Origin of the sequence: Lysinibacillus sp. RC79 (assembly GCF_041262405.1) — a bacterium.
GTDB lineage: Bacteria > Bacillota > Bacilli > Bacillales_A > Planococcaceae > Lysinibacillus.
The window spans coordinates 190,524-204,357 of sequence record NZ_JBGCCD010000003.1 but is presented as its reverse complement, the minus strand read 5'-3'; the positions used below and the strand labels follow the sequence as shown (position 1 = coordinate 204,357).

11 protein-coding genes are annotated in these 13,834 nt (G+C 38.9%); all 11 read left to right on the top strand.

Features of this window, described 5'->3' with window-relative positions; all coding sequences use genetic code 11:
• The first annotated feature begins 215 nt into the window (after nt 1-215).
• The 11 genes from ABH968_RS04720 (at nt 216) to hslU (ending at nt 13,766) form a co-directional block, all read left to right on the top strand.
• Nucleotides 216-974, top strand: a complete 759-nt coding sequence (locus ABH968_RS04720; protein ID WP_370042880.1) for a ribonuclease HII — start codon at nt 216-218, stop codon at nt 972-974.
• Nucleotides 975-1,313: 339 nt separating this feature from the next.
• The gene (locus tag ABH968_RS04715) at nt 1,314-3,206 is read left to right on the top strand and encodes a hypothetical protein (protein WP_370042879.1); all 1,893 of its coding nucleotides are present in this window, start codon (nt 1,314-1,316) and stop codon (nt 3,204-3,206) included.
• Complete coding sequence (locus ABH968_RS04710; protein ID WP_053483314.1) at nt 3,203-3,505, top strand: EscU/YscU/HrcU family type III secretion system export apparatus switch protein; 303 nt, start codon at nt 3,203-3,205, stop codon at nt 3,503-3,505. The genes ABH968_RS04715 and ABH968_RS04710 overlap by 4 nt, the downstream gene beginning before the upstream one ends.
• A gap of 162 nt (nt 3,506-3,667) precedes the next feature.
• On the top strand, nt 3,668-4,828 hold the full coding sequence (gene sucC / locus ABH968_RS04705; RefSeq protein ID WP_370042878.1) for an ADP-forming succinate--CoA ligase subunit beta: 1,161 nt from the start codon (nt 3,668-3,670) through the stop codon (nt 4,826-4,828).
• A 17-nt stretch (nt 4,829-4,845) separates the two neighbouring features.
• On the top strand, nt 4,846-5,748 hold the full coding sequence (sucD, locus tag ABH968_RS04700; RefSeq protein ID WP_370042877.1) for a succinate--CoA ligase subunit alpha: 903 nt from the start codon (nt 4,846-4,848) through the stop codon (nt 5,746-5,748).
• Nucleotides 5,749-6,194: 446 nt separating this feature from the next.
• Nucleotides 6,195-7,091, top strand: coding sequence for a DNA-processing protein DprA (gene dprA / locus ABH968_RS04695; RefSeq protein WP_370042876.1), 897 nt, complete (start codon nt 6,195-6,197; stop codon nt 7,089-7,091).
• A 91-nt stretch (nt 7,092-7,182) separates the two neighbouring features.
• Nucleotides 7,183-9,261 (top strand): type I DNA topoisomerase, encoded by a 2,079-nt coding sequence (topA, locus tag ABH968_RS04690; RefSeq protein ID WP_370042875.1) that lies wholly within the window; start codon nt 7,183-7,185, stop codon nt 9,259-9,261.
• An 18-nt stretch (nt 9,262-9,279) separates the two neighbouring features.
• Nucleotides 9,280-10,593, top strand: coding sequence for an FADH(2)-oxidizing methylenetetrahydrofolate--tRNA-(uracil(54)-C(5))-methyltransferase TrmFO (gene trmFO, locus ABH968_RS04685; protein ID WP_370042874.1), 1,314 nt, complete (start codon nt 9,280-9,282; stop codon nt 10,591-10,593).
• Nucleotides 10,594-10,903: 310 nt separating this feature from the next.
• A complete protein-coding gene (gene xerC, locus ABH968_RS04680; protein ID WP_053483308.1) occupies nt 10,904-11,803 on the top strand; it encodes a tyrosine recombinase XerC in 900 nt (299 codons plus the stop codon).
• 20 nt (nt 11,804-11,823) lie between these two features.
• A complete protein-coding gene (gene hslV / locus ABH968_RS04675; protein WP_053483307.1) occupies nt 11,824-12,369 on the top strand; it encodes an ATP-dependent protease subunit HslV in 546 nt (181 codons plus the stop codon).
• The gene (hslU, locus tag ABH968_RS04670; RefSeq protein ID WP_370042873.1) at nt 12,369-13,766 is read left to right on the top strand and encodes an ATP-dependent protease ATPase subunit HslU; all 1,398 of its coding nucleotides are present in this window, start codon (nt 12,369-12,371) and stop codon (nt 13,764-13,766) included. The genes hslV and hslU overlap by 1 nt, the downstream gene beginning before the upstream one ends.
• Nucleotides 13,767-13,834 lie beyond the last annotated feature (68 nt).

Sequence of the window (13,834 nt, the reverse complement as noted above, 5' to 3'; positions counted from 1 at the left end):
AAATGATATAGAGCGAGAAATTTATTAGATTGTATAGTTGTCTATTGAAAAAAGGAATACATATTTTACGAGACGGTCCTCTAATCACTAAGACAAAAACTGATCGGCTTCGTCAATAATTTGAGTAGAATGCTCAAAAGCAATTAGCAAAGATATATTAGAACGCAAACATTGGCTACGAACTGTTGATGTGGAACCAAAAGGGAGTAAGTAATATGAAAACAATTAAAGAGATTACAGCAGCATTGAAAGAAGCGGAGGAATGGCAGGATTGGATGACCACTGTAGCAACCGACGAACGAGCGGGAGTGCAAAAAGCTTGGCAAAGTTGGGAAAAGCGTCAGGAGAAAAAACAACAACTAGTAAAGGAACATCAAGCGAAAGTCGATTTTGACCAAAGCTATGGAGGGATAGGGGCACTCATTGCAGGGGTAGACGAAGCGGGGCGTGGACCGTTAGCAGGACCAGTAGTAACAGCTGCTGTTATTTTACCTGCAAACTGTGAGGCTTTAGTCGGATTAAATGATTCAAAGCAATTATCAAAAGATAAACGCAATAACTATGCTGCTTTAATAAAAGAGCATGCATTAAGTTATTTTATCCATTTCCAATCAGCACAACAAATCGATGAATTAAATATTTATGAAGCGACGAAGCAATCGATGAAAACAAGTGTAGAATCGTTATCTATTAAACCTAATTATGTGCTAGTTGATGCTATGACGCTGCCAATCTCTATTCCGCAGGATTCAATCATTAAAGGGGACGCGAAAAGCTTGGCTATTGCAGCTGCATCAATATTGGCGAAAACGGCTCGAGATGGTTATATGGATCAATTGGACGAAGAATTCCCTATGTATGGTTTTGCTCAGCACGCAGGGTATGGAACAAAGCAGCATTTAAAAGCACTTGAAGAGTTCGGTCCAACTATTCATCATCGCAAGTCATTTGAGCCGATAAAGTCAATGCTTTAACTTGTTTCAGCAAATGTTTTATGTAGCGAAAGCAAAGAGGCAGCTACAATTGTTTTGTGTAGCGAAAGCAAAGCGGCAGCTACAAATATATATTGTGCAAACATCCGCTGAAATAAGTTAATGCTCCGGCGGATGTCATTTTGAAAACATAATAGCAAATAAAAAATAAAAGGCACATCAGCAAAAATGACATTTGTTAAAACGTATATCATGTGGATAAGTTGATTTCCGCTCCGACTGGACGCCCCCAGGAAAGCGCCCAGTCGGAGCGGAAATCAACCCCACGTAAAAAAAGGACGCCAATTACGCCAAGGAGTAATTGATGAAAGGAGTACGTATATGACAGCCACATCTTTTAATCCGATTCAAATGCAACAAACTGCTTTAAGCTCAGCTAATCAGCCACTTACTTTAAAACAAGGACAAGTATTTCAAGGAACAATCAAACAATTATATCCAGATCAAATGGCGGAAATACAAGTTGGCCATCAGAAGTTTATTGCTAAACTCGAAGTACCACTAAAAGCAGGCGATGCCCATTTCTTTCAAGTAACTGGTACAAGCCCACAAACAGAACTAAAGGTTGTTACGGGTCCCATGACGCAAACGGCTTCCCAAAGTCAACAAATTAATCAGTTACTTGAATCAATGAATTTGCCAAAAACAACTGAAATGCAGCAGCTTTTAGCTCATTTTATGAAAGCACAGCTACCGATATCAAAAGAGCAGCTGATGCAGGCAGAAATGTGGTTAAAGGCATTACCAGAAGGCATTACTAAAATGGATGCCCTGCAAGCCATTCAAAAAATGGTGGAGTTTAAAATGCCGATGACAAATGATGTTTTTCAAGCTCTTATGAGTGGACAAAAAACTAATGGCATGATTTCCGTAATGGAAAACTTTACGCAACTTTTAACGAAGGATATAGCTTTACCAGAAAACCTTAAGCAAAATCTAATGCAACAGGTACAGGCAATTGCAAAGCCTTTTGAAGTAGAAACAGGTAGTTTAGTACTTGCCAAGTCTATACAAATATTAACGAATAATGCGGCTTCTATGAGTGACAAGATTCAAGCCATGAATATTTTAAAGGAGGCAGGGATACTTCCTCAGCAGGCGACCTTGCAAAACTGGTCAAGCCTTAGCGATGTAAAGTCTATCCAGCCAAATCAGCTTCAACAGGCTGGAGAAGTTATTCAAACCATTTTAACGACAAAATCTGACAATATAAATCATCTTGTTGACCAGCTTAAATCATGGACAGCAAATCAAAGCTTGTTAACCGATGGACAAAAGCAGTCATTAAATCAACTTATCGATCGATTTAATCAGCTACCAGCAACTAAACAAACTCTAGAGATTTTTGCAAAACAGATGCAAGAACAACTTATAAAAGCGTTTGCAGAAAATTCTACGGAGCGTTTGTTTACACAAGACGCCAATGCTCTTTCAGTGAAGGACCATTTATTATCCCTTCTAAAGAATGAAGCAACTTCTCCGCTACAAAACGAAGCATTCATGCGAAGTCTTATGAAAAATAGTGTTGAATCCCCGCAATCAATGATTCAGCAGATTGTTACACAAGCAGATGCTCATGTACAAAATTCTATGGACAGTAAAGCAATGGAACATGCACTTAAAACGGTATTAAAAAATCTAGGAGTTAGCTATGAAGCGACACTTAGTAATAAGTCAGCAGATTTACAGGAGATTGCACATCAGTTAAAACCTCAGCTACATACATTATTGCAGGAAACACACCTTACTCCTCAGCTAAAGGAAGCTGCCGAAATGTTAATGGCACGTATGAACGGCATGCAGCTAGCATCAGGGGAGAATGGCCATCAGCACCAGCTTATTATGCAAGTACCATTGGAATTCTTCGGCAAGAAAATGGATGCAACATTACAGTGGAATGGACGCATGAAGGAAGATGGTAAAATTGATGCCAATTATGCGCGTATATTATTTTATTTACAAATGGAATCTATGAAAGAGACGGTTATTGATATGCAGGTTCAAAATCGTGTAGTTTCTGTGACAGTATTTAATGAAAATAATGATATTATTCCGCTTGCAGAACCACTAAAAGCAGCATTAAAAATAGGCCTAGCTGAAAAAGAGTATCAACTTTCAGGTGTTTTTATTAAGCAATTTGAAAAAGCCCAACCTGAAAAAAAACCTGTAGTAGAACAGCAGGAGGAACATAGTGGGGTGGATTTTCGCATATGAGTGAAGAAAAATTTACTCGAAAAGAGGCTATCGCTCTCACGTATAAGTTAGGACGTTTTGATAGTCCAACAGTCGTAGCAAAAGGAAAAGGGAAAACAGCAGAAAATATATTAGCACGCGCGAATGAGCACGATGTCCCGATTTATGAGGATCCTAACCTTGTTCAATTACTTGGACAATTAGATTTAAATGAGTCAATTCCGGAAGAATTGTACGAAGCTGTCGCTGAGGTATTTGCATTTATATATCGATTAGATCAACAACATGCGCAAAAATACAGAAAAAACAAAGAATTCTGATTTTCATAAAAATCTGTTTTAGTACACGAAACAGAAGAAAGTGTCATATTAAAAGATAAAAAATGAATAAAAGACAAAGTGTAGACTTTATCAGAATCTTTAGTTAGAATAGATTATGTTAGTAAAACAATTTTATGCAAATGTTTGATGGGAGGATGTATTATGAATATCCATGAATATCAAGGGAAAGAGATTCTTAGAAAATATGGTGTAGCTGTACCAAACGGAAAAGTTGCTTTTTCCCCTGATGAAGCAGTGAAAGTAGCGAAGGAACTTGGCTCTAACGTGACAGTAGTCAAGGCGCAAATTCATGCAGGTGGACGCGGTAAAGCGGGTGGCGTAAAAATCGCTAAAAACCTTGACGAGGTGCGTACATATGCAAAAGAATTAATAGGTAAAATTTTAGTAACTCATCAAACAGGTCCTGAGGGAAAAGAAATAAAACGCTTATATATTGAAGAGGGTTCTGATATTCAAAAAGAATACTATTTAAGTTTAGTATTAGACCGCGCAACATCCCGTGTAACAATGATGGGGTCTGAAGAGGGCGGCATGGATATTGAGGAAGTAGCAGAATCACATCCAGAAAAAATCTTCAAAGAAGTTGTGGATCCTGTTATTGGGTTAACAGGTTTCCAAGCACGTCGTATGGCGTTTAATATGAATATTCCAGCTAACCTAGTAGGGAAAGCTGTTAAATTAATGCTAGGCTTGTATCAAGCATTTATCGACAAGGATGCTTCTATTGTAGAAATAAATCCACTTGTTGTAACTGGACAAGGTGAAGTTTTGGCATTAGATGCTAAATTTAATTTCGATGCAAATGCGTTGTATCGTCATAAAGATATTGTCGAATTACGTGATTTTGATGAAGAAGATCCAAAGGAAATCGAAGCATCAAAATATGACCTTAGCTATATTTCACTAGATGGTAACATTGGCTGTATGGTTAATGGAGCTGGTCTTGCTATGGCTACAATGGACACAATTAGCTATTATGGCGGAAGCCCCGCTAACTTCCTAGATGTAGGTGGCGGTGCAACGGCTGAAAAAGTAACAGAAGCTTTCAAAATTATCCTTTCTGATCCACATGTAAAAGGCATTTTCGTAAACATTTTTGGCGGAATTATGAAATGTAACATTATTGCTGAGGGTGTTGTAACAGCTGCCAAAGAAATTGGCTTAGCTGTGCCGTTAGTTGTACGTTTAGAAGGTACAAATGTAGAACTTGGAAAAGAGATTTTAAATGCATCTGGTTTAAACATCGTTGCAGCAGATTCAATGGCTGACGGTGCACAAAAAATTGTGGGACTAGTAGGCTAAGGAAGGCAGGGAGAACAATGGCTGTATTTATAGATAAAGATACGAAGGTAATTGTACAAGGGATTACGGGCGAAACAGCGCTTTTCCATACGAAGCAAATGCTTGAGTATGGTACTAAAATTGTAGCTGGTGTAACACCAGGTAAAGGTGGTCTTGAAATCGAAGGAGTGCCTGTATTTAACACTGTAGTGGAAGCTGTAGCTGCAACAGGCGCAACAACTTCAGTTATTTATGTACCTGCTCCATTTGCTGCAGATGCTATTTTAGAGGCTGTTGATGCTGAATTAGAATTAACAATCTGTATTACTGAACATATTCCTGTCCTTGATATGGTTAAGGTTAAACGTTATATGGAAGGTAAAAAGACACGTCTAGTAGGTCCAAACTGTCCAGGTGTTATTACGGCAGATGAATGTAAGATTGGTATTATGCCAGGTTATATCCATACGAAAGGGCATGTAGGAGTTGTTTCTCGCTCTGGTACGCTAACATACGAAGCCGTACACCAATTAACACAAGCTGGTATTGGTCAAACTACAGCTGTAGGTATCGGTGGAGACCCTGTCAATGGTACAAACTTTATCGATGTTTTGGAAGCGTTCAACAACGATCCAGAAACATATGCAGTTGTGATGATTGGGGAAATAGGAGGTACTGCTGAAGAAGAAGCGGCTGAGTGGATTAAAGCGAATATGACGAAACCTGTCGTTGGTTTTATCGGTGGACAAACAGCGCCTCCAGGAAAACGTATGGGTCACGCTGGTGCTATTATCTCAGGTGGTAAAGGAACAGCGGCAGAGAAAATTAAGGCAATGAATGCTGCTGGTATTGAAGTAGCAGAAACGCCATCTGTCATTGGTGACACACTTATTAAAGTAATTAAAGAAAAAGGGCTATACGAAAAGTGTAAAACCCATTAAAATGGAAGATGTAGCACATTGTGGCTACATCTTTTTCTTTAACTTCTTTCAGCGGGTGTTTGGACATCCGCTGAAAGAAGTTAAAGCCTCCGGCGGATGTCATGGAATCAGAAAGGAGTTCTTAGGGGATGTTAGCCTAAAATCATCGCATCCATGCGATAACGGCTAACTGACCTGCATCGGTAAAAGCGCCACGTCCTGTGGCATTACCGAAATGACCGACATCGTGTCGGCCCTCGTGCAGGCCTAAGCACAAAGCAGATTCCAGACGCAATTATGCCGAGGCATAATTGATTTAGACACGGCTTTACTATGCTTTTAATGGAAATGTGTCAAAAGATGAAATTTCTAACTCCTACTTACTTTTAAAAAAACCTTTCCTAAAAAAGCTGTGTCATTAAAAAATGCGGTCATTTAATTTCTTCTATATAAAAGGAGGTTTTTAGATGATTTTTTCAGTCGATACACAGAGATTACTAGCTTTACATTATATATACCCATTACCACTTCAAAAACTTCAGCAATTATTGTCCCCGGTGGATATACTAAGTTATTTTGAAGAAGCGCCCCCCTACGAGATTGCAAAAGCACTGCAAATATCATCACACAAAGCATTAGATTTATCTCGTAGCTTTCGACAAAATATGACATTGTCGTTTGAAAAAGCTTATGAACGGGCCGATATTTCCCCTATACCTTTTCATCATCCTTTTTACCCGGCGCAATTATTTGAAATATCCAGTCCACCTACTGTATTGTATGTGAAAGGTCGGTATTCTCTATTAACGAACGACAAACAAGTAGCTATTATAGGCTCTAGAAAGGCTACAGCTTATACAAAAACTGCGATGGACCTAATTGTTCCGCCTCTTGTTGAAGACGGATATACTGTTGTAAGCGGGCTTGCAAGAGGGGCGGATACGATAGCTCATGAGACGACTATAAAAGTTGGAGGTTCCACAATTGCAGTGCTTGGACACGGGTTTAATTATATATACCCTAAGGAAAACCAGTCTCTTGCTGGGCATATGGCGGAGCATCAGTTACTTGTCACAGAGTATCCTCCATATATGAAGCCTGAGAAATGGCATTTTCCTATGCGTAACCGAATAATTAGCGGATTGTCCAAAGCTTTAGTTGTAACCGAAGCAGCATTAAGAAGTGGAACGCTTATTACAACAGAATATGCATTAGAACAAGGAAAAGATGTATTTGTTGTACCGGGTCCAATTAATGCGGAGCAATCAAAAGGCACAAATAAACTACTATTAGAAGGAGCCATTCCAGTGTGCAATGGTCACGAAATCGTTGAAACACTTGCGCTCTTTTCTAACAAAAATTGAAAAAAAGTTGCATTATCTTAAAATCTGTTATACATTTTGCAACAGGTAACTTAAAAAATTAGCAATGGACCTCGCTAAGGGGGAGACATAGATGGCGGATTATTTAGTGATTGTAGAATCACCAGCAAAAGCAAAAACAATTGAACGATATTTAGGGAAAAAATATAAAGTAAAGGCGTCTATCGGGCATGTTCGTGATCTACCACGTAGCCAAATGGGCGTTAGTCCTGAAAATAATTATGAACCTAAATATATTACGATTCGTGGTAAAGGGCCTGTTTTACAGGACTTAAAGTCTGCGGCTAAAAAAGTGAAGAAAGTCTTTCTAGCAGCCGATCCAGACCGCGAGGGAGAAGCGATTGCTTGGCACCTTGCGACTGCGTTAAATATTGATATTCATTCAGATTGTCGTGTCGTTTTTAATGAAATTACAAAAGATGCGATTTTAGAATCTTTTAAAAATCCACGTCCTATTAATATGGATTTAGTAGATGCACAGCAAACACGTCGTATATTGGACAGACTTGTTGGTTATAACATTAGTCCGATTCTTTGGAAAAAGGTTAAAAAGGGATTATCAGCAGGACGAGTACAATCTGTAGCACTACGCATGATTATTGATCGTGAAAATGAAATTAAAAACTTCCAACCGGAAGAATATTGGACAATTGAAGGTTCATTTGAAAAAGGTAAGAAAACGTTCGATGCACTTTATTATGGTGATGGCAAAGAAAAAATTAAATTAACAAATGAAGAACAAGTAAAATCTATTTTAAAAAATGTTAAAGGTACAAGTTTTGAAGTTGTCAATGTATCCAAAAAAGAACGTAAACGAAATGCAGCACCTGCTTTTACAACATCTTCTTTACAGCAAGAGGCCGCACGTAAGTTAAATTTCCGTGCTAAAAAAACGATGATGCTTGCGCAACAATTATATGAAGGTATTGATATTGGTAAAAAAGAGGGGACAGTCGGTTTAATCACGTATATGCGTACCGATTCTACACGTGTTTCGGATACAGCAAAAACAGAGACAATTGCCTACATTGAATCCAAATACGGCAAAGAATTCATCTCCACAGAGACGAAGCAGGCTAAAAAAGCATCGAATGCACAAGATGCCCATGAGGCCATTCGTCCAACTAGTACGATGCGAACTCCAGATGAATTAAAAGCAGTGCTTAGTCGCGACCAATTGCGCTTATATCGTTTAATTTGGGAGCGCTTTATCGCTAGTCAGATGGCGCCGGCCGTACTTGATACAGTTGCTGTTGATCTACAAAATGGTGATGTTTTATTCCGTGCAAACGGCTCACAAGTTAAATTTGCAGGCTTTATGAAGCTATATATTGAGGGTACAGATGATCAAACAGAAGAAACAACCAAGCTTCTACCTGAAATGGAAGTTGGCGATCAAGTAAAATCTCTTGAAATTGAGCCAAAGCAACATTTTACACAGCCACCACCACGTTATTCAGAGGCGCGTCTTGTGAAAACAATGGAAGAGTTAGGTATAGGGCGCCCGTCCACATATGCACCGACCCTCGATACAATTCAGCGCCGTGGCTATGTCGTATTAGATGCAAAGCGATTTATGCCGACAGAGCTAGGAGAAATCGTGCACCAACTCGTACTTGAGTTTTTCCCTGATATCATAAATATCGAATTCACAGCACAAATGGAGCAAGATTTGGATGATATTGAAGAAGGCGATCGTCAGTGGAAAGAAGTTGTACATGAGTTTTATAAGGATTTTGAGGTCCATGTAAAATATGCAGATGAGGCTATGGAAAAGGTCGTTATAAAAGATGAACCGGCTGGCGAGGATTGTGAGCTTTGTGGATCTCCAATGGTCTTTAAGCTTGGACGATATGGGAAATTTATGGCTTGTTCAAACTTCCCAGATTGCCGCAATACAAAAGCTATTATGAAACCTATTGGCGTAAAATGTCCTTCCTGTGAAACAGGCGAAATTGTAGAACGAAAGAGTAAAACAAAGCGTTTATTCTATGGTTGCAATCAGTATCCTGAGTGTGAATTTGTTTCTTGGGATAAGCCAATTAGTAGACCATGTCCGAAATGTAATGCATTATTAGTAGAGAAAAAAATTAAAAAAGGTGTCCAAATTCAGTGTACGAAATGTGACTATGAAGAGACACCTACTCAATGATAGAAAGATGGTAAGAACATGACTGAACAAGTAGTAAATGTAATAGGCGCAGGTCTTGCAGGCAGTGAGGCTGCTTGGCAAATTGCTCAACGTGGTGTGAAAGTTAGACTTTATGAAATGCGCCCAGTAAAGCAAACACCAGCTCACCATACTGATAAATTTGCAGAGCTTGTTTGTTCGAACTCACTACGTGCAAATGGATTAACAAATGCCGTAGGTGTGATTAAAGAAGAAATGCGTATGTTAGATTCTGTTATTATGAAGGCAGCAGATGCATGTTCAGTACCAGCAGGCGGTGCATTAGCAGTGGATCGTCATGAGTTTGCGGGCTATGTGACAGACTCAGTGAAAAACCATCCTCTTGTGGAAGTAATTCATGAAGAAGTCACTGAAGTTCCAGAAGGTATTACGGTTATTGCCACAGGTCCACTAACATCGAAAGCTTTAGCTGAAAAAATTCAAGGCTTAACAGGTTTAGATTATTTATATTTCTATGATGCAGCAGCACCAATTATTGAAAAAGATAGCATCGATATGGAAAAGGTTTATTTAAAATCTCGTTACGATAAAGGGGAAGCAGCTTATTTAAACTGTCCTATGACAAAGGAAGAATTTGATCGTTTCCGTCAAGCGTTAATCGAAGCTGAGGTTGTGCCATTAAAAGAATTTGAAAAGGAAATTTACTTTGAAGGTTGTATGCCAATCGAAGTAATGGCTGCTCGCGGGGAGAAAACAATGTTATTTGGACCGATGAAGCCAGTAGGTCTAGAGGATCCAAAAACAGGAAAACGACCTTATGCTGTTGTCCAATTACGACAAGATGATGCAGCAGGAACTCTTTACAATATCGTTGGCTTCCAAACACATTTAAAATGGGGACCACAGAAAGAAGTATTGCAATTAATTCCGGGATTAGAGAATGTTGAAATCGTTCGTTATGGAGTAATGCATAGAAACACGTTCATTAATTCGCCGAAGGTTTTAGAGAAAACTTATCAGCTTCGCGAGCAAAAAAATATTTTCTTTGCTGGTCAAATGACAGGTGTCGAAGGATATGTTGAATCAGCTGGTAGCGGATTAATTGCTGGTATTAATGCGGCTCGATTAGCATTAGGACAAGAACAACTTATCTTCCCATTCGAAACGGCTTTAGGAAGTATGGCGCGTTATATAACAGAAGCACAATCGAAAAACTTCCAGCCAATGAACGTTAACTTCGGCATTTTCCCTGAACTACCACCAGGACGTCGTTCGAAACCAGAGCGTGCAGAAATGCATGCTACACGCGCAATAAACACAATTCGTAATTTTGTGAATTCACAAACAATTTGATTGCAAAAAGCCTCTAAAAGTTGATATACTCTTAGAGGCTTTTTCTTTTTTGTAGGCAAAATGCTAATTTACACGTATTTTATTATTTTGTATGGAGATTTTCTCAAAATATAAACATTTCCACTTGCTATATGATGAAGATAGGTATAGTGTCAGTATGTATGTTTATCTACATTAACGATACCCAAAGTGACACACTAAAGAGGATAAACGAAATTGTACATCCTTTTATTGGCAAGTGTAAGTAATTTTGGCTCATCAGCCGTAATTTGAGAAGGTTATTAATTATCATTTGGTGGTGAATCTTTTAATGTTAGTTTCGTCCCAAGATGCACTTGAGCAGTTTATGCTTTATATTCAAATTGAAAAAAACTTCTCTGTTCATACAGTGCGAGAATATGAATCGGACCTACTAGATTTTTTAGCGTTTTTGCAAGCAGAAGGTGTAAATGATTTAGCTAGTGTTGAGTATATACATGCACGTCTTTATGTAACAAAGTTGTACGATGAAAAGAGAGCAAGGTCATCTGTATCAAGGAAAATCTCCTCAATACGCTCTTTCTTTCGCTTTCTAAATAGACAGTACGGATTAGATGATGGGGCATTTCGATCACTTTATCACCCCAAAAAAGAATCGCGCTTACCAAGTTTTTTCTACGAAGAAGAATTGAAGCAGCTATTTGATGCGAATGTTGGCGATGATTTGAAATCATTAAGAAATATGGCTATATTAGAGCTGTTATATGCGACAGGTATTCGTGTAAGTGAGCTTACCTCAATTCAAGTAGAAGATGTTGATTTCCATTATTCAATTATTAGGGTAATGGGAAAAGGGCGAAAAGAACGTATTATTCCATTCGGGCAATTTGCGAGTTTAGCTATGCAGGATTACATAGAGCAAGCTCGTCCACGATTGATGAAAAACACAAGTCATCAGCAATTGTTTGTCAACATGCGCGGTGGGGAACTTACTCCTCGAGGTGTACGTCATATTTTAACTGAAATGATTGATAAGGCCTCGCTCCATACGAAAATATACCCACATATGCTTCGCCATACTTTTGCTACACATTTATTGAATAATGGCGCAGATTTACGTACGGTGCAGGAGTTATTAGGCCACGCTCATTTAACTTCTACACAAGTTTACACACATGTAACAAAAGAGCATCTTCGTCAGACATATATGAATGCTCATCCAAGGGCATAATAAGCTAAGGAGGAAGGCAAATGGGACAAATTCATGCGACAACGATATTTGCAGTTCATCATAATGGAGGTTGCGCTATGGCAGGTGATGGTCAAGTAACCCTGGGGAATGCGGTTGTAATGAAGGGTACAGCAAGGAAGGTCAGACGTCTGTTTAATGGGCAGGTGCTTGCCGGATTTGCAGGATCGGTTGCCGATGCTTTTACACTTTTTGAAATGTTTGAAGGAAAGTTAAATGAATACAATGGTAACTTACAACGTGCAGCGGTAGAAGTTGCAAAGCAATGGCGCGGTGATAAAATGCTACGTCAATTAGAGGCCATGCTACTTGTAATGGATAAAAGTACACTCCTTCTTGTTTCAGGTACTGGAGAAGTGATTGAACCGGATGATGGAGTTTTGGCAATTGGTTCTGGGGGTAATTATGCATTATCAGCAGGTCGTGCTCTGAAAAAATATGCTGGTGATACAATGTCTGCTCGTGAAATTGCAGAGGCAGCATTAGAAACCGCTGCTGAAATCTGTGTGTTTACGAATCATAATATTATCGTGGAGGCGCTTATCTAATGACAAAAAATAATTTAACGCCAAGACAAATTACTGAGCATTTGGATCGTTATATCGTTGGACAAAATGAAGCGAAACGAGCGGTAGCTATTGCGCTACGTAATCGATATCGACGCTCACTGTTAAGTGATGAGATGAAGGCTGAAGTAATTCCGAAAAATATTTTGATGATTGGACCAACAGGTGTCGGAAAAACAGAAATTGCTCGAAGAATTGCAAAGCTAACAAATGCACCATTTGTGAAAGTAGAAGCAACGAAGTTTACAGAAGTAGGGTACGTTGGACGCGACGTAGAATCAATGGTACGTGATGTAGTAGAAGCTTCTCATCGTCTTGTAAAAGAAGAAATGATGGAGTCTGTGAAGGACCAAGCAGAAGAATTAGCAAACGAAGCTATCGTTAAGTTATTGGTTCCTTCTTTACGAAAAAAACAATCCATGCAAAATCCATTTGAAATGTTATTTGGTGGGAAAGAACAGCAAGCCAATGACGATTCCTCTGAAGAAACTGAAGTACGCTCCAAACGTGCGCAAATCGCTATCGATTTACGTAATGGCAAATTAGAAAATGAATGGGTTACAGTTGAAGTAACGGAACAAAATTCTTCTATTTTTGATGCATTACAAGGAACGGGCATGGATATGTCTTCAAACAGTGGCATGCAGGATATGCTATCTAGTTTGATGCCTAAAAAGCAAAAGAAACGCCGTGTACAAGTGAAAGACGCGCGCCGTATTTTAACAATCGAGGAAGCGAATAAGCTCATAGATGCAGATGAAGTTGCACAAGAAGCCATTACAAGAGCTGAACAGTCAGGCATTATTTTTATTGATGAAATTGATAAAATCGCTAGTAAGGAAGGTAACTCCGCTGCGAATGTATCACGTGAAGGTGTACAACGCGATATTCTGCCAATCGTTGAAGGTTCTACTGTAACGACGAAGTACGGTGCTGTAAAAACAGACTTTATGCTTTTCGTTGCTGCTGGAGCATTTCATATGTCAAAGCCGTCAGATTTAATTCCTGAATTGCAAGGCCGATTCCCGATTCGAGTAGAGCTTGAAAAATTAACGAAACAAGATTTTGTACGTATTTTGAAAGAGCCAGATCAATCGCTTATTTTGCAATACAAGGCATTATTAGAAACAGAAGGCGTGGAAATAAACTTTACAGAAGACGCGATTGAGCGAATTGCAGAAATTGCAACCGAGGTTAATCAGGAGACTGATAATATTGGAGCTCGTCGTTTGCACACAATTTTAGAACGTTTATTGGAAGAATTATCGTTTGAAGCTGCAGAAATTGCACCTGCAAATATTCCGATCAATGCTGCATATGTAGATCAAAAGCTTGCGGGTATAGTAAAAAACAAAGATTTGTCACAGTTTATATTGTAAGATAAGGCTGAATAGTTTCATTCAGTTGTAAAAAACTTTAGAATATTAAGTAAATACTCTTCGGATTA